This is a genomic window from Affinirhizobium capsici, from assembly GCF_977018625.1.
On record NZ_CDRNXD010000002.1, the window covers coordinates 177955 to 198857 of the forward strand.

The window sequence follows — 20903 nt, forward strand, 5'->3', positions numbered from 1 at the left end:
AACGCGCGAGCGGAATGTGCGTCAGCGGTCGTCCTTCAAGGCATCCAAGGGACCTTCGAGTGCCGTTCTCGGCGCAACCAGTTGCGGCTCTACGATGCTGATTTGAGGTGCTGCTTCCTCCGATTCCAGAAGCTCGAATCCCTTTTCCAGCATCTCGGAAATGTTTGGCCGGATCATGTAGACCGGAAAAGGCAGGAAGGAACCAAACGGATCATAATCGAAACAGCCAACGACGATGTCCCCAAAAACTTCACCGTCATGTTTGCCCATGAAGCGCAAAAGGCCTTCAAAGTTTATCGATGAATTGATGAAGAAGCACCGTGGCAAGCTGCCGTGGCGATCGTAAAAGCGCTCGAACGCCAACGCGGTCATGCTCGGTGAATAGCCGGTGCTTTCCATGTCATCACCGGTGCCGCAGCCAAAAATCTCGGCCTTGGCGGAATGGAAGCCAATAATGCGCTCCCGGCTGGCGTGGTCATCACGGCCACCAAACATATAAACATCATCCGGGCTTAGCGGACCCATCTGCTGCGCATGACGGATGATTGCCGCTGTGAGCGCCTTCGCTCCTTGGCGGTTATCGGAAATCACTGAACTCGCCAGCTCCCCCGGTAGGTCGATATTGACGTGAGGAATATTTGCGCGTGCGCAAACTCTGTGAACGCCGTCTGGATCGGTGGCCCCCGCAATGAAAAGTGAATCTATGGAATAGGCTACCAATGTCTCTACCACGCGCCGCTCTTCCTCCGGATCTCGTCGCCCCGATACGACAACCGGCAAAAGACCACGATTACGCGCTTGCACCTCGAAAGTTTGGGCCATGGAAGAGAAGAAGCGCGTGTCGTAGACCGGCAGAAGCAGACCCGCCAAGCCGGACCTGGAACTGCGCAAAGCCCGCGCTTGCAGGTTGGCGGTATATTTCAACTCCTTGGCAAGAGACATGATCCTCTTGGCCGTTTCCTCTGATATCCGACGCTTGCGCCAGGTGCCATTCAGCACGGCGCTGACGGTGGATGCCGAAGCACCTGACCGGGTTGAGAGATCGTAAATCGTTGCTTTCTTTTGTTCTTTTTCGCCCATGCCGGATTCTCCCCGCTCCTGGCACTGTGTAGATCACACGCCCTCTTGACGAAAGAGAGCTTGGTGATAATGTAAGTGCACCATCGATTGTGCAAGTAAGAAATATCGATTGTGCTATGATGGTTCGCTAGAGGAGCGACGAGGGAGGAGCCTTGCGTAAGGCTTCAGGAATTAGGCCGCTGAGCATTGGCTCTGGCGGCAATGCCGTTCCGCGTCAGGGGATAAAAGAGGAGGAGGCCCCATGAAGAAAGTTCTTGCAGCCGCGCTTGGCGTTTCGCTGGCGCTTTTCGCATCCACCGCATCATTTGCTGCCGAAACGAAAATCGGCGTTGTCGTAAAGATCGGCGGCATTCCATGGTTTAACGCCATGGAGGCTGGCATCAAGGAGCAGAGCAAAAAGCTTGGCGTCAACGGCTTCATGGTCGGTCCAACCAGCGCTGATCCCGCCCTTCAGGTTCGTGCGATTGAAGACCTGATTGCTCAGAAGGTTGATTTTATCGGCGTGGTGCCAAACGACGCCAAGGTGCTGGAGCCTGTGTTGAAGAAGGCGCAGGCAGCTGGCATCAAGGTCCTCACGCATGAGTCGCCAAAACAGGCAGGTGCGGACTGGGATTTTGAGCTGGCCTCTGCAAAGGGCTTCGGTGAGGCCCATGGCAAGCTTCTCGCTGAAAAAATGGGTGGCAAAGGCTCCTACGCGGTGTTCGTAGGTTCCCTCACCGTGCCGCTACACAACGCCTGGGCGGATGCGGCCATTGCCTACATCAAGGCGAACTACCCCGACATGAAGCTGGTAGGTGATCGGTACGGTGTTGCTGAAGATCTCGACAAGAGCCGCTCGACGGCGCTGGATCTGATGTCCGCCAACCCGGATCTCGCAGGCTTCCTGGCATTCGGTTCGCAAGGTCCGATTGGTGCAGGCCGCGCCGTGGAGGAACGCCGCAAGGATGGCAAGGTTTTCGTTATCGGTCCATTCTCTCCGGGCCAGGGCGCAAAGCTGATCAAGAGCGGCGCATTGACCGGCGGCTTCATGTGGAATCCAAAGCAGGCTGGTGAGGTTTTCGTAACGCTTGCTGACCGAATTGCCAAAGGCCAGGCACCTAAGGCAGGCGAGACGATCGAGGGCCTCGGGACCATCAATCCAGACGGCAACACAATCGTGGTCGATCAGCTTTTGAAGATCGACAAGGAAAGCATCGATAAGCTTGTTTCCATGGGGCTCTGATCCTCCCTGAGCCTTGGACTGGCCGCGTGTGAAGATCGCGCGCGGCCTTCTCCTCCATGACGTCATATAGAATCGGATGACTGCCTCGATGGCGGTTAGACGAGGGAACGTATCACAATGAGCGTAGAGCCGCTTCTCTCCCTGAAAAACATCAAGGTAACCTTCGGCGGGGTGCGAGCTCTCAAAGGTGTTTCCTTCGAGGTCAATCCCGGCGAGGTGCATTGCCTGGCTGGCGAAAACGGGTGCGGCAAGAGCACCCTGATCAAGGTCATCACAGGTGTTTATAAACCTGAAGATGGTGCTGAGATTGTCTTTGACGGCCAGCCTATTGCAGCAATGACGCCGACACTGGCCCAATCACTCGGCATTCAGGTGATCTGGCAGGATCTGGCGCTGTTTGGCGAAATGTCCGTGGCTGAGAACATAGGCTTCCAACTCGCGGTAAAAGGCAAATACGGGCTGATCAACAAGCGCGCCATCGAAGAGGCGGCTGAGAAGGCATTGGCGCGACTGGGCGTAAGCCTGGATATTCATAAACCTCTTAAAGAGTTGCCCATTGCGCAGCGGCAGATCGTGGCGATTGCCCGTGCGCTGGTCGGTGACGCGCGTCTGGTTTTCATGGACGAGCCAACAGCATCGCTCACGCAATCGGAAGCGGATTATCTGATTGGCATTGTCCGCAATCTGTCGGCATCGGGTGTGGCCGTCGTTTTCGTTTCCCATCGCTTGGCGGAAGTCTTGGAGATTTCACATCGCATCACTGTGTTGCGGGATGGGGCACTGGTTGGCGTTTATCCCGTAGAAGGGATGACGCAGTCGCGTGTGACCGAATTGATGACTGGCCGCAATTTCGACAGCGCCGTCATAGCTACGGATCACGACCATGCGCCGGTGGTTCTTTCAGTCAAAAATCTTAGCCGCAATGGCGAATTCAAAGACATCTCATTTGACTTGAGGCGCGGCGAAACACTGGGTCTTACAGGTCTTTTGGGAGCAGGGCGCACCGAACTGGCTCTGACCTTGTTCGGCATGCACAAACCGCATTCCGGGGAAATCTTGCTGGAGGGACAGAAAGTCAACTTCGGTTCCAACCGGGACGCGATCCGTGCCGGTGTCGCCTATCTTTCCGAGGATAGGCTCTCGCTCGGACTCAATCAGCCGCAATCCATCGCCGATAATCTCGTGATGGCTTCATTGGACAGAATCTTGTCTGGTGGCCTGATCTCACCAACGCGCAAGGCAAATGTCGTTACCCGATGGATCAGGGAGCTCGGCGTCAAGATTGGCACTGCCGATGATCCGATCCGCACGCTTTCCGGCGGCAATCAACAACGCGTGGCGATTGCGAAGTGGCTTGCCATCGGCCCGAAGATTTTGATCCTCGATGCGCCGACCGTAGGCGTCGATGTGGGTGCCAGAGCCGGTATTTTTGAGATTGTTCGCAAGCTTGCTGCCGAAGGGCTGGCTATCATCATCATTTCCGATGAGCCACCCGAAGTCTATTTCAATGCCGATCGCGTGATCCACATGGCAGATGGTTGCTTCCAGGCCACCTTTGACCCGCGTCAAACTTCACTGACTGAATTGGAGTCCGCCGTCTATGCGTAGGCTCATCCAAGATAATACAACCGAATTCACCCTCCTAGTTGTGACCCTGCTGCTATGCATCGGCCTGTCGTTCGGTACAGATCGGTTCCTGACGATCTCCAACGCTTTTGATGTGTTGAACGTATCGGCAGTTAACATCATCTTTGCGGTCGGCTTGTTGGTCGTCCTGATTTCAGGTGGCATTGATATTTCTTTCGCCGTTGCTGCGTCCGTCGTGCAGTATGTCACCGTTCTTGCACTTGTCGCCTTGGGTGGCGGCAATTGGGCTGAGGGCTTCATCATTGCAGGTTGCGTCGGTATAGGGCTGGGCTTGATCAACGCCTTCCTGATTTACCGGCTTCAGATCATTTCAATTGTCGCGACGATATCGACCTTCAACATCTTTTTCGGATTGTTGATGTTCTTCACCAAGGGTGTGTCGATTTATAACCTGCCGGATTGGCTCTCCAACCGGGTCGTCTTCTACGAGCACGAGATGGGAGACGGCTCCTGGGTGGAGCTGACGCTGCCGGTCGTGGTGATGATTCTCTGCTGCATCGCCACATCCTTCATGATCTCCCGCACCACGACGGGGCGCAAGCTCTACGCCTTTGGCGATAATCCTGAAGGTGCAAGGCGGTTCGGCATTAACATCGGTGCCATGCATTACATTTCGTTCGGCTGGCTCGGTCTGATGGCTGGGATCGCAGGCCTCATGCAGGCGCATTATGCACAAGAGGTCGTTCCCAACGCCCTTTACGGGCGTGAACTGGATGTGCTGGCGGCAACGGTACTGGGCGGTGCTCGCCTTGGTGGCGGCAAGGGTTCGGTGCTGGGATGCGTCCTTGGTGTGTTGCTTGTCTCGATCACGCAGAACGGCCTCAACCTGATGGGTGTTTCTCCTTTTGCCTTCAAGATGATCGTCGGCGCCATCATCCTTGCCGCTATCACGCTGTCTTCCGCACGGTTCGACAAGCTTTTGCCGGACGCTCTGAAAAGCTCAGCACGTAAAGGAAATCAGCGGTCATGAAGAGCCTTATTCAGAAGTTCAACGCGACCTTCGGCGCGGATATGGGTGGCCCGGTCAGCGCCTTTATTGCGGTCATGCTGATTTTTGGGTTGGCGGCGGATAACTTCCTTTCCATGGCGACCTTCGGCTCCGTGGCCTTTCAGTTGCCGGAGCTGGGTCTGTTGACCTTAGCCATGCTGCTGCCGTTGTTGACGGGTGGGATCAACCTATCCATAACGTTTGCGGCCAATCTCTCTGGCCTTGCCGCTGCTTGGGTATTGCAGGCTCATGGCGGCGCCGATGCGCCCGCAAGCGCCTTTACGCTCGCGTGCTTGGCAGCGCTTGGCACCGGAGCCGCTGCCGGTGCGCTGACGGGCGTGGCCATTGCATACACCCGCGCGCATCCAATCCTTGTCACGCTATCGATGATGATATTCCTGCGTGGGTTGGGAGAGTTTCTCACGCGCGGTGGAGATGTTTCGGGCTTTCCAGCCTATATCGCACCCATTGGCCATGGATCACTTTTTGGCCTGCCGATACCGCTCTTGATCTTCATCGTCTGCGTAGCAGTTTGGCATGTGCTTCTGACGCGCAGCAAGCTGGGCTTTGGCCTGCTGATGATCGGTTCAAACATGGAAGCAGCAGATTATTCGGGCCTGAATACCCGAAAGATCGTGGTGCTCGTCTATACACTGTCAGGCATCATGTGTGCCGTTGCGGGCATCATTATGCTCGCCCGCTTCAACTCAGTGCGGGTCGGTCACGGTGAATCCTATTTGCTGATCACCGTGCTTGCAGCCTTTTTGGGCGGGGTCAATCCCTTCGGCGGTTTCGGCCGCGTTCTGCCGGTCTTCGTGGCTCTTATCGTTTTGCAGTTGCTCTCCTCGGGACTCAACCTGATGGGGGCAAACCAGCATCTCGCGACAGCACTTTGGGGGGTGTTGATGATCGTAGTCATGGCCGCCCGCACCCTTGCTTCAAACTATCGCATTTTCTCAAGAAAGTAGGCCTGACGTGCAGGGATTTGGTATTCACGCAATGATGTGGACCACTGTGTGGGACCACGCAGGGGCAGAACGCGCGATAGCAGGCGCGGCCCATTACTGTCAGGATTTCATCGAAATTCCCTTGATCGACCTTTCTTCCGTTGATGCGAAATACAGCCGCACCTTGCTGAAAAAGCATGAGCTACGCGCAGCATGCTCGCTTGTTATGCCGGAACCTGCCTGGCCCTCGCGACGCCCGGACGCAGCCGTTGAGCACCTGATGTCCGCGCTAAATACGGCTTGCGAAATGGGTGCGGAAGCTCTGACCGGCGTCACCTATGGCGGCACCAATGAGCGCACCGGCTTTCCGCCGACGCAAGCGGAATATGACAACTTGACCCGTGCCCTTGGCGCTGCCGCAAAGCACGCCAAAAGCCTTGGGCTTCAGTTCGGCATCGAGGCCGTCAACCGCTACGAAAACCACCTGGTAAATTCTGCGGCGCAAGCCGTTGCGCTGGTGGAGCGGATCGGCCTGGAGAACGTCTTCGTCCACCTCGACACTTTCCATATGAACATGGAGGAGAAGGGCGTTGCCAATGGCATCATCGCGGCGCGCAACCACCTCCGATACATGCACATGTCGGAAAGCGACCGCGGGACACCGGGTTACGGCAACGTACCGTGGGATGAAATCTTCTCCGCACTCGCTGCCATTGGCTTCAAGGGTGCGCTGACGTTGGAAAGTTTCGCGGCAATGCCTGTCGAAATGGCTGGTTCAATCTCTACCTGGCGCCCAGTTGCGCGCGATGCGGAAGAGGTGTTGGGAAATGGCCTGTCCTTCCTTCGCAACAAGGCCATTCAGTATGGGCTCGTTTGAAAAGGAATAGCACCATGACAAACGTGACCTCAAGCAATCTGCAAACGGCAGCCAACGCCATCGTCAATGCCTCGCTCGAGCGGTTCATTGCTCTTGGTAGACGACGCATTCTTGTCGCTATCGCTGGTGCGCCCGGCTCGGGCAAATCGACACTGGCCGAGCTTGTTGTCGAATTGCTTCAGGCACGGCATGGCATCCAATCCGCACTGTTCCCTATGGATGGCTATCACTATGACGATAGCGTCCTGACGCAGATGGGACGCCTGACATTCAAGGGGGCAATAGACACGTTCGATGCCCACGGACTGCGGCACATGCTGCAGCGGTTAAAGAACAATGAGGACGATGTTATCGCGGTGCCGGTTTTCGACCGTGCAATAGAGATTGCACGTGCCGGTGGACGGCTCATTCCCCATTCGACAGAGATCATCGTCTGCGAGGGCAACTATCTGCTTGCTCAACAAGAACCTTGGGACAGGATCAAATCCATCTTCGATTTGAGCGTCTTCGTCGATGTGCCGCTGGAAGAGTTACGGATGCGGCTGCAAGGCCGCTGGCGTCGGCTCGGTCTGTCTGCCCCTGACATCGACAGGAAGGTTGAGGAAAACGATCTGCCAAACGGCATTTTCATCACCACCAACAGCGCGGAGCCCGATCTTCGCGTCAGCAACAGCGAGTGAGGCAGCCCGAATTTCGGGCCGTTATCGATGCGTCATAATCAAAGGGAGTGTTCCATGAAGCACGGAATTTACTATTCATACTGGGAGCATGAATGGAGCGCCAAGTTCGGCCCCTATGTTGAGAAGGTCGCCAAGTTAGGCTTCGATCTTATTGAGGTCGCGGCACATCACATCAACGAATATAGTGATGCTGAGCTCGCTGACATCAAGCAAAGCGCGATCGATAACAACATCATTCTGACTGCTGGCATAGGTCCGTCGAAGAGCAAGTACCTGTCCTCGCCAGACGCAGAAGTTCGCAAAGCTGGCAAAGAGTTTTTCGAGAAGACGCTCGCGAATGTCGCCAAGCTGGATATCAAGACAATTGGCGGTGCGCTGCACTCCTATTGGCCGGTAGATTATTCACAGCCAGTTGACAAGGAAGGCGACTGGGCGCGTGGCGTAGAAGGTATTCATGGTATTGCGGATTTTGCCAATAACCTTGGCATCAACCTCTGCATCGAGGTGCTCAATCGCTTCGAGAACCACGTTCTCAACACCGCAGCAGAAGGCGTTGCTTTTGTGAAGCAGATCGGCAAGCCAAACGTCAAGGTGATGCTCGATACGTTCCACATGAACATCGAGGAAGACAGCTTCGGCGATGCGATCCGCGCGGCTGGCCCACTTCTCGGCCACTTCCACACCGGTGAAAGCAATCGTCGTGTTCCTGGCAAGGGACGGATGCCTTGGCATGAAATCGGTGCCGCTCTGCGCGAGATTAACTACACCGGAGCTGTTGTTATGGAACCCTTCGTCAAAACGGGCGGTACAATCGGCTCGGACATCCGTGTGTGGCGCGATCTGACGGATGGTGCCGACGAAGCCAAGCTGGATGAAGATGCCCGCAATTCGCTGGCCTTCTCCCGCTTTGTTCTCGGCGGCTGACCCGCACCTTCGAAACAGGCTCTCTTTCGCCATTGGATTACAAGAGGGCCAACATCATCGCTCATCGCAGATGGAAGGTTGATGATACCTTCGCGCAATGGCTGGCACCACGACATCCATCTTTGCCGAAACCGGCAAAGGTGGATGTGTCAGTTCAGGCAGCCAGCGATAATTGTATTGTTCGCTCAGCTATATTGATCTGAGCGATATGGCCCGAGGTCGGTGGTAGCGCCCACAGCGCGATCAGTTGCCAGATTCTGCCTATGGATTTGAAGTCCAAACGCGGTTGCGTCGTTTTCTCGAGCTGCAGTCCAGGTCGGTTCGTATCAACCAGACCTACATCAAACTCCCAAGTAAATGGTGCTATCTGTTCCAAATCATGAACGAAGGGTGGCTTTCGAGCCTGCTGGATACGGGTGGAAAACGTGGTTTCCCCTCCTAAGATATTTGAATATAGTAGAATAATATTCTGAATCAATGGGCTTGGGAAAAATAAGTCAAGCCCATAAAACTAGTAGTTGCGATAAATTTCGGCTCGGTCAAGGATGTGATGCGTCTGTCAAAAATAATAATTATTACGACGCTCTCAATAAGTACATTATTTTAAAAATAAGCAAGCGTATGAAGATAGATATTTTGGGCAAAAAATAAATAATATTCGATTTTATAAATTCTATATTTTGGCGAACGAATGAAAAATAAGTCAATTTCTGATGTATATGTAGGAAGTCGGTTAGGTTTGTGCGAAATAGACCGCTCCGTAGCGCTGAAATTTTTGTCGCTGGACAGCTATCACAACGATATACTTCCGAACAGTTCGCTGACTATGGGCTTGATAAGATTACTCAGCGCATTCGAACTCTTGTGCAACCTGACCATTCGCGATCAGTCGCTTGCCCATCAAGAGATAAGAGTACTTGAAAATTCGCCCCTCATGGCGCAGTTCGGCGAAATCATCCTTGGTCTTCGTGAATGGGCTCGGGGTAACGGTGAAGCGGCTCGCCCGCATTTTTGTGCCCATCTCGACTGCTATAGTGAAGATTATATCGTACTCTTCATGCTACACATGTTCGATTTCCTGCACGGCCAGCCTGATTTATACTATCAGTATCTCCTTGCGGATGCCCGAGGTGACGATCCTGACTTCGGACCATATTACAAAGGCATGGTGGCATTTGCCATGTGCGAGAACTCACAACCTGCCGAGGCTTTGCCTTTGGCGACGCAGGCGTGCAATCGCTTCCCTCTCAACGATATCTACTCAATACACGCACTTGTTCACTGCTGGCACGGGCTCAACGACCATCGTAGCGTGGTAGATTTCCTAGAGGCAAGCAAACCTCAATGGCTCGATAATCCGGGCATGAACATGCACGTCCACTGGCACCTCGCCGTTTCCAATCTGGAACTCGGTCTGATCGATAAGGCAGTCGAAAATTACTGGAGTTTCCGTAAGCTGACGTCTTGCATTCATGCCGAACAGGATCTTGATGCGGTCAATTTCTGCGTACGCATGTTTACGGCGGGCCTTCCCAGACCAGATTTTTATAATGAATACAAGATCCTGGCAAAAAACTGGGCTCCGTCTATTTATAATTCACTGTCGTACTTCAACGATGTTCACGCAGCTTTTGCCTTTTTGATGTCGGGGGAAAGAACCCTGATGCAAAAGTTGCTCGCCCGACCGAGTCTGAGCGGAGTTGGCGCTGAAACTGTGAGGACAGGCGAAGAAATTCTGCGATCCATTTCAGATTTTATGAATGGCAATTTTTCGGCCTGTGTAGATCGGCTAACGGCAACGCGCCCCTACTGGCACCGAATTGGCGGTAGCCAGGCGCAGCGGGAAATCCTTGATCTGCTCTGTAATGCCGCCGAGGCAATTATGCGGATGGGTCAATGGAGCCACTATCCGAGATCATCCGCCGTACGCATACATACTTCCTAAGGAGATGCTTAATGAATATGACCATGGAGCGCCGCTCCGAATATTTTGCCGTGGATTCGACGGTTGGCATACTGCAACAGCTGCTGGCTGAAAGCGCCACCAATGGTGAATTCTGGGGGCGCCTGTCGCAAACCTCAATCCGTCCGGAAGCGCCGGTTGAGACATTCATTGAAGTTTCCGATGATATTCAGGGGCACCTAGTCCAGTTAAAGGGTTTGCTGACGATCACTTTTCCAAAAGAGACCACCGCGCGTATCATCGTTGTTGGCGGTGGAATTCAGATTACCTCAGTGGATGACACGAGCAACTTTCTCAAGCTGGGTGAACAGTCAGAGCAGATCGCCGATACCACGATGACTATAACCCCGGTAAGTGGATACGGTGACTGCTGGATTCTCGTGCTGTACGAAGGCGATGCCCCGGTAATGAGCCTAGCTGAAGGCGCAGCGACTGTCGCCGCGCCCTATTACTGGGGTTATGACAAACGCTATGCACAGACTTATGAGGCTGGCGGCGAGACTTGGGAGGCGATGGAGCCGAATGAGGTCGTGACGCGGTTCATCGGACAGCTTATCCCGGATAAGTCTGCTGGACGAATTATTGACCTGGGCTGCGGTGAAGGACGGGATAGCCTCTGGCTGGCGGCCCAGGGTTACGATGTCACCGGCGTGGACGTGGCTGCCGCGGCACTTGATCGGGCTCGCAGCTTGGCGAGGGCCCAGGGTTTGACGCCGCTCTTTCTAGAGCGCGATGTCTGCTACCTTCGCGGTCTTGCACCCGCCCATTATGACGTTGCCTTCAATATGGGCTGCCTGCACATGATGGACGACCCAACGGACCGTAGCCGCCACCTCAGGCGCGTGTACGAAGTGCTGAAGCCCGGTGGCACACTTGTAGTCAACCACTGCAAGGAGAACTGGTTGAAGGGCTTCTGGTCCATCGAGGATTATGAAGCCGTGAAAACTGCAGTCCCTGGTGATGTGATCCCGCGACGTATCCGGTTATCAGACGGATCGATCAAGGTGGTCGAAATGGAAATGTTGCACCACAAGGCAAGTCCGGCGGAAGAGCTCGTTGAGGAGTTCCGCGCTGCGGGTTTCATCGACATTGAAATTCTCGATGAGAACCATTTCACCTTCGGAAACTCGGCTATCCTATTTTGCAAACGGCCCGCCCAATGATCAACACATTCCTGTTTCTCATCCTTTGCCTGAGTTGGGGATCGACCTGGATTGCAATCAAGGTGGGAGTTGAAACTGTTCCCCCGCTCTTTTTTGCAGGCAGCAGGTTCCTCGCCGCTGGAATTCTGATCATTGGGGTAACCCGCCTGCTCAAAGGCCCAACAGAGGTCCGTATTGCACGAGCTGATATCTGGCCATTGACGATCATGTCGGCGCTCGTCGTATCCATATGCTTCGCGTTGATTTTCTGGGGAGAACAGTATGTCTCGGCCAGCGTTACTGCGATCGTGGTTCAGGGTATGATTCCTATTTTCCTGCCTTTCTTTGCGACGCTGCGTGGCTACGAAGAGCTGACCGGATCGCGCAAGCTGTCTATTATCCTTGGCTTAGGGGGGCTTGCGTGCATATTCGCGCCAGGGTTTAGCGCTAGTGGCACTGGCGAGGCGAATATTGGCCTCGAAATAGCAGGTCTCATGGCTATCGTTGTAGGCACGACTGCCTATTGCTATGGCTCCGTCTGGGGCCGTCCCATACTGAGCCGCAATTCCGCGGTGGCTGTTGCGGGCTGGCAGAACCTTTTAGGAGGCATCATTGTGCTGGCGATATCCATCCCGCTTGAATTGCCGTTCGCTCAGCCTGGCGCTTACGCTTCCCTTCTTGTTCCCAAGATCGCGTTTGCCTGGGTCTGGCTTGTTGTCATTGGGTCGGCGGTCGGCTTTGTGCTCTTCATCGTTCTGTTAAAAGCCTGGGGCGCAAGCAAGGTTTCCCCCTATGCTTTCGCAACTCCGATTGTCGCCATTGTGTTGGACTACTTGTTGTTCGACCGCGTTATCGGGCATATCGAGTTCGTTGGTCTGGTTATTATTTTCGCGGCTATGGGTGTTGCCTTTTACAAGCCAAAGGCGAAGGCTGCCCAGAAGATTTGAAGCGGAATAAAAACAGCCCTACCGGAATACTGGCTGTGGCGGTCAAGACATCGCCACAGTGTGGCTAAGCCTTATGGAGAATCATATTTGATAGGACGTCGAGAAGGCTCTCATGAAATGAGCGTGAAGCCGCAAGGCATTGGCAATGACCTCGGCTGGAACAGGGTGAGCATTCCGAAAAATACGCGGCTCTGTGATCATGCTGTCAATTGAAATTCAATCTGCAGGGTCCATAAATGCCACGCACGCTTTGGCGATAGAAAAAAATTGGGCGGCGCAGAGTGCCGGCATCGAGCTTGATATCGCCGTCCGCGGCGTGCAGCAGTGCACCGATGAGGGTTGCGTCGTTGCCAGCCTTGAAGTTGATGCCGTGGGCGGGAACGATGTTGGATCCTGAGGGCCATGCCTTCAGGCCGCCTTCAAAGCGTGCTCTGGAAATCTGCACAGCTTGAGTAAGTGGAATATCTGCCTAGCTTCAGCTTGGATGCCAGGGCCAGAAGATATCATGACGAGACGAAGCGCCAGAACCTTAGCCCGGCTTTCAAGGCAAAAAGTGTCGCTCGCCGCCAATCGCGGGGAGCAGAGGCTGGTTGTCCAGCCCGACGAATGATGTCGACAGAAGCCATGGTTGTGCAGAAGCTCTCGAATACCGTCGGAGGTAGTCAAGCAGGCAAGCCGTTCCCGCACGTCGAACCTGCATCTTCCGCCTGCTGTTCACAGAACGGAAACGCAGAGTTTCGCCGCCGATCCCATGCACCCTGTCGTACCACTGATGCGCAAGCGCGTCGCAACTGCTATGTCCGTCCATGTTTCCCAAGGCATTACCCCAGAGCCTGACCATTATGTAATGCTCATCGAATTCGTTACCTGCCCTTGGCTTGTAGCCCTGCAAGGTAATCCGGCGCAAGGCGGCACGGCGCGCGCCAGGGGCTTTGAACTCCACGATGACCGGAATCCTGCGTGCTCTTCTGTTCTCGGAAGTTAAGCCAGAAGTCCATTTCAGGGCACGGGCTTTGGACGAAGAACGCGCCTATACCGGGCTGGGACATGCAGAATGAGCTTTGAAAGCCAGTGCCAGCTGCTTGTCGAGCGGTTCTGGTTTATATATGTCTCTACCGTTGTAAATGGCGAATATAAATGAAACCTAGCAAATTACTCATTGCTGGCGCGGGCGGTCTGGGGCGGGAGGTTCTCGCTGTTCTCACTGCCTCAGGCAAAGTTGTCGGTGGATTTCTTGTTGAGGCAGGCTACCCAGAAAGCGAGGTAGCCGGTCTTCCCGTTTTTTCTGATCCGGGAATATGGGCCTCGGCTGATTTAATTGCATTGGCAATTGGAGATGTGAGGGTTCGCAGAAGGTTATATTCTCTGTTTTCAAATAAATACCTAACTGTTATACACCCTGTAGCCAATATCGGACCACGTGTGTCTATCGGAGACGGCTCCCTGATATTGGGCTTGGTAAATATCACATGTGATGCTCAGGTTGGCGCACATGTTCTGATAAATCCCGGGTGCACTATCTCACATGATTGCAGCATTGGGTCGTTCTCCAATCTCGGCCCCAACGTTGCCCTAGCTGGCAATGTCGTCATCGGCGAAAACGTCAACTTGGGTACCGGTGCCATCGTTCTTCCCGGTTGCCGGGTAGGCGATAATGCGACTGTAGGAGCGGGCGCAGTCGTGGTTACCGATGTCGCTCCGGGATTAACCGTGTATGGTGTGCCGGCCAAACCGCCTTTGAAAAGTTGACTTGCACGGCTCAGCTTAAAGCTCTAGTGCGATAAAGAGACCGTTTATTATCTGCGGAGTACCCTGTGATACCAGTGCTTGTGCCCAAGCTGCCTGAAGTTGAAGCTCTCATTCCATACCTTCGGCTAATCGACGACTCACGCACGTACAGCAACTTCGGCGCTCTTCACCGCAAGTTCGCAAGCCGACTAGGGGATCTTACCAATGCTGCAGCCATTGCCCTTACCTGCAACGGTACAATCGCAATCGAATTAGCATTGCGTGCATTGGATCTGCCCCGCGGTGGGTATTGTTTCATGCCAGCATACACATTTATCGCCAGCGCCCATGCGGTCGTCAATGCCCGCTTGACCCCCTATTTTCTCGATGTTGATGAGAACAGCCTCATGTTAACGCCGGAAATCGTGAAGCAAGCACTTCGGGACGGGAGCGAAAAGCCAGCCGCTATTCTTGTCGTAAGTGCTTTTGGTGCGCCCCTGGAGATAGACGCTTGGGACGCGTTTTCTGAGGAATATGGCATACCCGTAGTCTTTGATGGCGCTGCGGCAATCACATCCATCACCGAAGTCGGCAAAAGCACTATATGCGTTAGTCTTCATGCCACAAAGACGCTCGGCATAGGCGAAGGAGGAGCGATCCTTACCTCAGATAGCAAGCTGGGCGCTCGCATCACTTCAATGACAGGCTTTGGCTTCATGGGTGGCGATAGAATGTCACACATTCGAGGCGGCAATTATCGTATTTCGGAGTATGCTGCAGCGGTCGGGCTGGCGGCTTTGGATACCTTACCTGATCGAATATTGCAGTTGAAAGCTGCGACTGATTTGTACAGGGCTGAGTTGCCAAATAAGAAGGCTTGCTTGCAAAATGGCGCTGGCGAAAATTGGGTGTCATCGACCTTAAATATCCGAATTCCCGGAGTCGATGTTGACGAAACCATCAAACGACTCAACGCAGCCGAGATATCATGGCGCCGTTGGTGGGGCCGTGGATGTCACACCCATCCAGCGTTTGCGATGTTACCTCGAGCAGAACTCGAGGTAACTGATATCGTTGCGGAGCAGATTATCGGTCTCCCATTCTACCATGACATAACCCAGAACCAAGTCAGGGAGGTTGTCCAGTGCCTGCGGTAAGTGCTCCGCCTCTTTTGAGCTTTATAATTCTATCTTACAATTACGAAAATTATATTGCATCAACTATTGACAGCATCTTACGGCAAACAATTAGAGACTTCGAAATTATCGTTGTAGATGATGCTTCTACTGATAACTCTCGGGCTGTCGTAGAGCAATTCAAGGATCCCCGCATCCGTTTGTACTGCAATGAAGTTAACTTGGGCGGAGCACGTTCGTACAATCGAGCTGTGGAGTTGGCTCAGGGGGATTGGCTTGTTAATCTTGACGCGGACGACTGGATTGCTCCGGAAAAATCAGCGGCGCAACTTGCGGCAGTCCACGCCAAACCAGACGTTGATATTATCGGCAGCCATGTGTCGTTTTTTGACGAGAACGGCAACCCGCATCCGGACAGGATAAAGTTTGAGCAGTATAGCAATTCGGGGATAGATCTAAACCTCTTGGACTCGTGGATTGGCCGAAACACGCTGTGCAGGTCATCAACCATGGTTCGCCGGTCTGCTCACCTGCGAATCGGGCTCGACGATGCGGATATGGTGCGGGCTCCGGATTATGAACTGTGGACCCGGGCCCTGAGATTGGGATGTCGTTTTGACATTGTCCCGGAAAAGCTGACATTCGCTAGAATTCAGCGCAGAGGCGTTACCCATGGCGACCCGATAGGTGCAATGTTGGAGAAAGCGTGGATTGGCATTCGTAATCTTCGCCCTCACGCAGAAGCAATTGCGGCTTGGCCTAGTTTTGAAAATCTCGTCCGAGCAGTAGCTCACGATCCCGTTCTTTCGGCCGTTGATACCAAGAGCCGTTATCGGCTTTTTGCCGCGCTGTTCATGGATCTGAATTTGGAGAATTTCGCGGAGTTTAGCGTTTTTTTGAAAAGCGATAATCCTCAGTTAGAGATGATTGGGAAAAGGATGCTCGCTGTTTCTCTTGGAGTCGATAGCGGTAAGGATCGTCTAATAGAAAAACTTTATAGCGATATCAGCCAGTACATCGAGGCACGCGATTACTGGAAAGCGTTTGCAGAGGCGTCCCCCAGGAACCCAACGCTGCTGAAGGGAAATTGGCTCGGAAGGTTCCTCCGTAACACCATGCGCGGTCTCGCCCGATGACCTCTCATCAAGAAGGAAAGAAATCGGATGAGTGACAGGAAATCGGTCATCGCACTCTTGCCATTTCTCGTGAAAGGCGCCCTCTCACTGATCGTATTGCGCGCGATGAGGGACCGTGGGTTCGACATCACTATTGGCTATTACATGCCGAAAGCCGAAGGCTATAGTTCGGACGATTGCACTGATTTCAGGGACGCGGGTCGCATCTTGAACCTGGTTGATTTGGCGCCGTCAGAAGCCGTTAACCTGATAGTCCAGACTTGTCGGGAAAGAGACACACATCTCCTTCTGCAAATCGGCGCTCCGCATGCCTATAGGCAAATCCCGTATATACGGGAGAGAGTGCCAAGTCTGCAGATTTACGACCTACTGTATAATCCGATAGGTCATACGGTGAACCACTTTCTCTACGAGGCAACATTTGACGCGGCGTTGGTCGAGAGCCGCGCGATGGAGAGGTTCATTCGTGAAAATACGACGCTGTCAAACAAGACGATCTATGTCGTAGAGAGCGGTATTGATCTCACCGATTTTATCCCGCCCAATAATCCCGCAGGAAATCAGAACGAGTTTGTCGTTGGCTATGTCGGTCGTATGTCGCCGGAGAAAAATCCTTTGGGCTTCATCGAGCTTGCTGAACAGCTAGTATCTAGAGTACCCAACTTGCGGTTCAGCATGTTTGGTGAAGGTCCACAATTAAAGGAGGTGGAGGAACGCATCCGATCGAGCCCAGCATCTGCCCTCATCACGCTCGAGGGCTATATCGCCCATGTTCGAGATGCAATGTACAAGATAAATTGCCTTGTTGTGCCTTCAAAGCTTGACGGACGCCCCAATATCATAATGGAAGCGAATGCATGTGGCATACCTGTCATTGGCGCCCCCGTGGGAGGTATACCAGAGCTGATAGAGGAAGGCGTCAACGGTTATCTACGATCCCCGTTAGATGTTGATAGTATAGCGTCTGTACTTTCGGATTTGATCGCCGATTCGTCTCTGCGTTTGTCGGTGATGTCGAATAGCCGGTCGGTTGCGACAAAACGGTTTGATCGTCTTAGAATGTTTGACGATTACGCCAAGGCCCTCGCTTCGCCTTCTTGATCTTTCAGTTTGAAGGGCGTGGCTTGATACAATTTGTTAATGCAATATGACGGCTTCAGGTCGACGACAGGAGGCCCAGCCTGTTGCCGTTGTAGCCTTCTCTCAAGGGTGCCCACCACCATTCGTTCGCAAGATACCAGTGAACCGTCTTCTCTATGCCGCTGTCAAAATTTTCCAATGCTTTCCATTCTAATTCCGTTTCGAGCTTTGTGGCATCGATAGCATACCGCGCATCATGGCCGGGCCTGTCAGGAACATAGGTAATCAGTTCTTGATGATTCCGTCCCTCGGGCCGAATCTCATTTAGCAAAGTACATATGCGGTTGACGACGTCGATGTTCCGACGCTCGTTACGGCCGCCAACGTTATACGTTTCGCCGACGCGGCCACGCTCTGCAATGATATCCAAGGCTCTGGCGTGGTCCTCCACATAGAGCCAGTCACGGATATTGCAGCCGCTTCCGTAGACGGGAAGAGGTTTTCCTTCCATCGCGTTTAGAATTGTTAAGGGAATAAGCTTTTCAGGAAAATGATAGGGTCCATAGTTGTTTGAACAGTTGGACACAATGACTGGCAGTCCATAGGTGCGTGCCCAGGCTTTCGCTAGATGATCAGATGCGGCTTTCGAAGCGGAATATGGTGAGCTTGGATCATAAGGCGTTTCTTCGTTAAAGAGTCCCTCAGAGCCGAGCGATCCATAAACTTCGTCAGTCGAGACATGGAGAAAGCGGAATTGTTCCTTAGGCTGTCCCCGAAGACTACTCCAGTACCTGCGGGCACATTCCAGCATCGTAAAGGTACCAGAGACATTCGTTTCAATGAAAGCTTGGGCGCCGGTAATTGAACGGTCAACATGGCTTTCTGCCGCCAAATGCATGACCCGGTCGGGTCGAAAGGCTTCAAATGCAGCGCTGATTGCGTTGCCATCCACAATATCCGCTTTGAGGAAATGATATCCGGGATTACCATTAACCGTCTGAACCGAGCTGAGGGTACCCGCGTAGGTAAGCTTGTCAATGTTGAGAACACTGAAGCCCTTTTCCAGGACTAGATGGCGCACAACCGCCGATCCGATAAAGCCAGCACCGCCGGTTACCATCACTCTCATGCAAAAATCGCTCTTCTCATCTTATGGCTTGCCTCTCAAATGCACCCTTATCAATGCGGTTGTAATAGCGCAACATTCAGTGAACGCACAGATTCCTGTGCCAGAATGTGTGGCGCGGGACGTCGAATTAGATCTCAGCTGAATTCAGGTGCACTTGTATTGCAAACGCCCGGCGCTCACGTCAAGTGTTGCTTAAAATGATCGGCTTGGAATTCAGGGGCAAAAAACGAAGCCGCACATCAAGGATGGTTGCTGTAATGTGCATCATCAACAGATAGATGGTCAGACGCAATAAAGCTGCATATTTAGCAAAAGTGCTTCCAACATTGGCGTTTCGGGCCAAGCGGATCGGTGTTAAGCACCATCAAAAGTGAGCTGGGCTTGGACAGTGAAATACCATAAGATCTCACTGTTTTACGTGGGTTACCCATAACTTCGCGGATCAACTTGGTATGCGTCAGAGTAAAGAAGTTCGAACCATCCGAGATGCATGTTTCGAGCTTAATTATCTGAAAAAGATGACAGGTTAGCAACGCGATAGGCGAGCTTGGAGCGGCAGGTCATCGTTGGCCAAAGCCATATTTGAGGTACGATAACGCTGCTTCGTACGTCAGCGACTTGTCAAAGCATACCTAAGCAAACTAAATGCCGTCGTGAATATGAAATTATCTGGTGATGTCAGCGTGATGAGTTTCTATAGATCGTACTCTGCCGGCTCTGCCGAGTTTATGGATGGTATCAGGAGCTGGCGCATATGGCACTTGCTCGGGACAGCAGACCTGCGTCGTAGGCACTCAAGGTCCAAGTTTGGGCAACTTTGGATAACGCTTTCTACTGGGGTGACCATCTTGTCGCTTGGGCTCGTCTGGTCCTTGCTCTGGCGAATGCCAGTTTCTAGCATTATGCCCTATATAACCGTGGCTATGATAGTTTGGGGATTTATTTCCAGCACATTGACCGAATCCACTGGAGCGCTAATCTCCATCGGCAATCTATTTCTTAATCAAAAGACAAGTTTCTCTGTCGCAATATATTCTCTAATTTACCGCAATTTGATTACCGTAGGGTATAATTCCGTAATCATAGTAGTCGTTTTTACCTTTTTTCATGTAATGCCAACGTGGCAGATCTTCTTACTGTTTCCCGGACTTTTGCTGACATTAATGTTCCTGCTCCCTGCTTGCTATGTGCTTGCGCTCATCACTACTCGTTTTAGAGACGCCGCTCCCTTGACGCAGAGCATCATACAGATTGGTTATTTCATAACCCCCGTTCTCTGGCAACCTGAGTTCATCCCCCAGAACTATCAGTGGATCAACCTGGTAAACCCGTTTTCCGTGTTTCTATCGCTTGTCCGTGATCCGCTTCTGGGGGTGGAAACGTCAGTGTCCGTGTGGCTTGTTGGATTTGCCTACACTGCTACAACTTGGCTGGTAGGGTTGCCCATCATCGGTGCGTACCATAAACGCGCGATTTACTGGATCTGACACATGGCACACATCCACCTCAATAACGTTTCCATCTCCTACCCAATCTTTAACTCGCATTCGAGGTCGCTTAGAACAGCGGTGTTTTCCAAGCTCGGTGGCAACATTGTTTCGCACAACAATACAGTGGTTGTCGACGCGATCAAGGATCTCACTCTGAATCTGGAGAATGGTGATCGTATCGCCTTACTGGGCCACAATGGTGCCGGTAAGACTACTCTTCTGCGGACATTTGCGGGGGTTTACCCGCCGCTGAGAGGCACGGTGGATATTGAGGGGCGTATAAGTTCGTTTACCGACATTACGCTCGGTATGGACATGGAAGCCAACGGCTGGGACAATATTATCTTCCGATGTGCATTCATGGGGCTCACCTTCAAGGAAGCCTCCGAACTCGCTCCGTCCATTGCCGAGTTTTGCGAGCTTGGAGACTTTCTGGATATGCCAGTACGCACCTATTCCTCCGGAATGTTTGTACGGCTGGCATTCGCCATCTCGACTTCCATCGAACCGGACATCGTCATCATGGATGAAATGATCAATGCGGGCGACGCTCAGTTTATTACCAAAGCAAGAAAACGCATTGAAAAAATCCTCGGTAATGCAAGCGTTTTTGTGATCGCGTCCCATGATATTTCGATTACTAAACAGTTCTGCAAGACAGCTCTCTGGTTGGATAAAGGTGTCGCAAAAGCGATTGGCCCTGTCGATGAGGTGACGCAGGCTTATTTGGCATCGAGAGAGAGCCAGGCATGATGCTTATGCACCCGATCCCTCCGAGGCACGCGAT

Annotated in this window: 20 protein-coding genes; 17 read left to right on the forward strand and 3 right to left on the reverse strand. The window is 52.9% G+C overall.

All coding sequences use genetic code 11. The features are described from left to right. Positions 1-21: 21 nt before the first annotated feature. Entirely contained in the window at positions 22-1080 is a 1059-nt protein-coding gene (locus AC0JZ1_RS00875; RefSeq protein ID WP_471880557.1) for a LacI family DNA-binding transcriptional regulator, read from the reverse strand. Between the two features lie 241 nt (positions 1081-1321). Between AC0JZ1_RS00875 and AC0JZ1_RS00880 the strand changes: the two genes are divergently transcribed. The 11 genes from AC0JZ1_RS00880 (at position 1322) to AC0JZ1_RS00930 (ending at position 12814) form a co-directional block, all read left to right on the forward strand. Further along, the gene (locus tag AC0JZ1_RS00880) at positions 1322-2302 is read left to right on the forward strand and encodes a substrate-binding domain-containing protein (protein WP_471880558.1); all 981 of its coding nucleotides are present in this window, start codon (positions 1322-1324) and stop codon (positions 2300-2302) included. 117 nt (positions 2303-2419) lie between these two features. Beyond that, positions 2420-3910: a sugar ABC transporter ATP-binding protein gene (locus AC0JZ1_RS00885; protein WP_471880559.1), complete on the forward strand. Its 1491-nt coding sequence runs from the start codon at positions 2420-2422 to the stop codon at positions 3908-3910. Next, complete coding sequence (locus tag AC0JZ1_RS00890; protein WP_471880560.1) at positions 3903-4919, forward strand: ABC transporter permease; 1017 nt, start codon at positions 3903-3905, stop codon at positions 4917-4919. Before AC0JZ1_RS00885 ends, AC0JZ1_RS00890 begins: the two co-directional genes overlap by 8 nt. Further along, positions 4916-5905, forward strand: a complete 990-nt coding sequence (locus AC0JZ1_RS00895; RefSeq protein WP_471880561.1) for an ABC transporter permease — start codon at positions 4916-4918, stop codon at positions 5903-5905. Before AC0JZ1_RS00890 ends, AC0JZ1_RS00895 begins: the two co-directional genes overlap by 4 nt. Before the next feature lie 7 nt (positions 5906-5912). Beyond that, positions 5913-6761: a sugar phosphate isomerase/epimerase family protein gene (locus AC0JZ1_RS00900; RefSeq protein WP_471880562.1), complete on the forward strand. Its 849-nt coding sequence runs from the start codon at positions 5913-5915 to the stop codon at positions 6759-6761. Between the two features lie 14 nt (positions 6762-6775). Further along, a complete protein-coding gene (locus AC0JZ1_RS00905) occupies positions 6776-7441 on the forward strand; it encodes a nucleoside/nucleotide kinase family protein (RefSeq protein WP_471880563.1) in 666 nt (221 codons plus the stop codon). Positions 7442-7495: 54 nt separating this feature from the next. Beyond that, positions 7496-8365 carry a D-psicose 3-epimerase gene (locus tag AC0JZ1_RS00910; RefSeq protein WP_471880564.1) on the forward strand — a complete coding sequence of 290 codons (870 nt, stop codon included), beginning with the start codon at positions 7496-7498 and terminating at the stop codon, positions 8363-8365. A 691-nt stretch (positions 8366-9056) separates the two neighbouring features. After that, a complete protein-coding gene (locus AC0JZ1_RS00915) occupies positions 9057-10310 on the forward strand; it encodes a tetratricopeptide repeat protein (protein ID WP_471880565.1) in 1254 nt (417 codons plus the stop codon). A gap of 11 nt (positions 10311-10321) precedes the next feature. Next, positions 10322-11491: a class I SAM-dependent methyltransferase gene (locus AC0JZ1_RS00920; RefSeq protein ID WP_471880566.1), complete on the forward strand. Its 1170-nt coding sequence runs from the start codon at positions 10322-10324 to the stop codon at positions 11489-11491. Then, positions 11488-12417: a DMT family transporter gene (locus AC0JZ1_RS00925; protein ID WP_471880567.1), complete on the forward strand. Its 930-nt coding sequence runs from the start codon at positions 11488-11490 to the stop codon at positions 12415-12417. The genes AC0JZ1_RS00920 and AC0JZ1_RS00925 overlap by 4 nt, the downstream gene beginning before the upstream one ends. A 199-nt stretch (positions 12418-12616) precedes the next feature. Beyond that, a complete protein-coding gene (locus tag AC0JZ1_RS00930) occupies positions 12617-12814 on the forward strand; it encodes a hypothetical protein (RefSeq protein ID WP_471880568.1) in 198 nt (65 codons plus the stop codon). 144 nt (positions 12815-12958) lie between these two features. Here the strand turns inward: AC0JZ1_RS00930 and AC0JZ1_RS00935 are convergent, their stop codons facing one another. Beyond that, on the reverse strand, positions 12959-13360 hold the full coding sequence (locus AC0JZ1_RS00935; RefSeq protein WP_471880569.1) for a hypothetical protein: 402 nt from the start codon (positions 13358-13360) through the stop codon (positions 12959-12961). 194 nt (positions 13361-13554) lie between these two features. On the opposite strand from AC0JZ1_RS00935, the gene AC0JZ1_RS00940 reads away from it, so the two are divergent. From AC0JZ1_RS00940 to AC0JZ1_RS00955, 4 genes are all read left to right on the forward strand, one after another. Further along, complete coding sequence (locus AC0JZ1_RS00940) at positions 13555-14166, forward strand: acetyltransferase (protein ID WP_471880570.1); 612 nt, start codon at positions 13555-13557, stop codon at positions 14164-14166. Between the two features lie 65 nt (positions 14167-14231). Further along, a complete protein-coding gene (locus AC0JZ1_RS00945; RefSeq protein WP_471880571.1) occupies positions 14232-15302 on the forward strand; it encodes a DegT/DnrJ/EryC1/StrS family aminotransferase in 1071 nt (356 codons plus the stop codon). Next, a complete protein-coding gene (locus AC0JZ1_RS00950) occupies positions 15290-16417 on the forward strand; it encodes a glycosyltransferase family 2 protein (RefSeq protein WP_471880572.1) in 1128 nt (375 codons plus the stop codon). Before AC0JZ1_RS00945 ends, AC0JZ1_RS00950 begins: the two co-directional genes overlap by 13 nt. A gap of 27 nt (positions 16418-16444) precedes the next feature. Beyond that, positions 16445-17518 (forward strand): glycosyltransferase, encoded by a 1074-nt coding sequence (locus AC0JZ1_RS00955; RefSeq protein ID WP_471880573.1) that lies wholly within the window; start codon positions 16445-16447, stop codon positions 17516-17518. Between the two features lie 55 nt (positions 17519-17573). Here the strand turns inward: AC0JZ1_RS00955 and rfbB are convergent, their stop codons facing one another. Further along, positions 17574-18626 (reverse strand): dTDP-glucose 4,6-dehydratase, encoded by a 1053-nt coding sequence (gene rfbB, locus AC0JZ1_RS00960; RefSeq protein WP_471880574.1) that lies wholly within the window; start codon positions 18624-18626, stop codon positions 17574-17576. A gap of 728 nt (positions 18627-19354) precedes the next feature. Between rfbB and AC0JZ1_RS00965 the strand changes: the two genes are divergently transcribed. Both AC0JZ1_RS00965 and AC0JZ1_RS00970 read left to right on the forward strand, forming a co-directional pair. Continuing rightward, on the forward strand, positions 19355-20113 hold the full coding sequence (locus AC0JZ1_RS00965; RefSeq protein ID WP_471880893.1) for an ABC transporter permease: 759 nt from the start codon (positions 19355-19357) through the stop codon (positions 20111-20113). A 3-nt stretch (positions 20114-20116) separates the two neighbouring features. Next, positions 20117-20869 carry an ABC transporter ATP-binding protein gene (locus tag AC0JZ1_RS00970; protein ID WP_471880575.1) on the forward strand — a complete coding sequence of 251 codons (753 nt, stop codon included), beginning with the start codon at positions 20117-20119 and terminating at the stop codon, positions 20867-20869. Positions 20870-20903 lie beyond the last annotated feature (34 nt).

Bases quoted from the DNA above. Each gene is read 5' to 3' on its own strand.
- AC0JZ1_RS00920 (WP_471880566.1), top strand. From the start codon at position 10,322: ATGAATATGACCATGGAGCGCCGCTCCGAATATTTTGCCGTGGATTCG.
- rfbB (WP_471880574.1), bottom strand. From the start codon at position 18,626: ATGAGAGTGATGGTAACCGGCGGTGCTGGCTTTATCGGATCGGCGGTT.
- AC0JZ1_RS00885 (WP_471880559.1), top strand. From the start codon at position 2,420: ATGAGCGTAGAGCCGCTTCTCTCCCTGAAAAACATCAAGGTAACCTTC.
- AC0JZ1_RS00965 (WP_471880893.1), top strand. From the start codon at position 19,355: ATGGATGGTATCAGGAGCTGGCGCATATGGCACTTGCTCGGGACAGCA.
- AC0JZ1_RS00910 (WP_471880564.1), top strand. From the start codon at position 7,496: ATGAAGCACGGAATTTACTATTCATACTGGGAGCATGAATGGAGCGCC.
- AC0JZ1_RS00915 (WP_471880565.1), top strand. From the start codon at position 9,057: ATGAAAAATAAGTCAATTTCTGATGTATATGTAGGAAGTCGGTTAGGT.
- AC0JZ1_RS00895 (WP_471880561.1), top strand. From the start codon at position 4,916: ATGAAGAGCCTTATTCAGAAGTTCAACGCGACCTTCGGCGCGGATATG.
- AC0JZ1_RS00970 (WP_471880575.1), top strand. From the start codon at position 20,117: ATGGCACACATCCACCTCAATAACGTTTCCATCTCCTACCCAATCTTT.
- AC0JZ1_RS00905 (WP_471880563.1), top strand. From the start codon at position 6,776: ATGACAAACGTGACCTCAAGCAATCTGCAAACGGCAGCCAACGCCATC.
- AC0JZ1_RS00930 (WP_471880568.1), top strand. From the start codon at position 12,617: ATGCTGTCAATTGAAATTCAATCTGCAGGGTCCATAAATGCCACGCAC.
- AC0JZ1_RS00875 (WP_471880557.1), bottom strand. From the start codon at position 1,080: ATGGGCGAAAAAGAACAAAAGAAAGCAACGATTTACGATCTCTCAACC.
- AC0JZ1_RS00955 (WP_471880573.1), top strand. From the start codon at position 16,445: ATGAGTGACAGGAAATCGGTCATCGCACTCTTGCCATTTCTCGTGAAA.
- AC0JZ1_RS00880 (WP_471880558.1), top strand. From the start codon at position 1,322: ATGAAGAAAGTTCTTGCAGCCGCGCTTGGCGTTTCGCTGGCGCTTTTC.
- AC0JZ1_RS00890 (WP_471880560.1), top strand. From the start codon at position 3,903: ATGCGTAGGCTCATCCAAGATAATACAACCGAATTCACCCTCCTAGTT.
- AC0JZ1_RS00940 (WP_471880570.1), top strand. From the start codon at position 13,555: ATGAAACCTAGCAAATTACTCATTGCTGGCGCGGGCGGTCTGGGGCGG.
- AC0JZ1_RS00925 (WP_471880567.1), top strand. From the start codon at position 11,488: ATGATCAACACATTCCTGTTTCTCATCCTTTGCCTGAGTTGGGGATCG.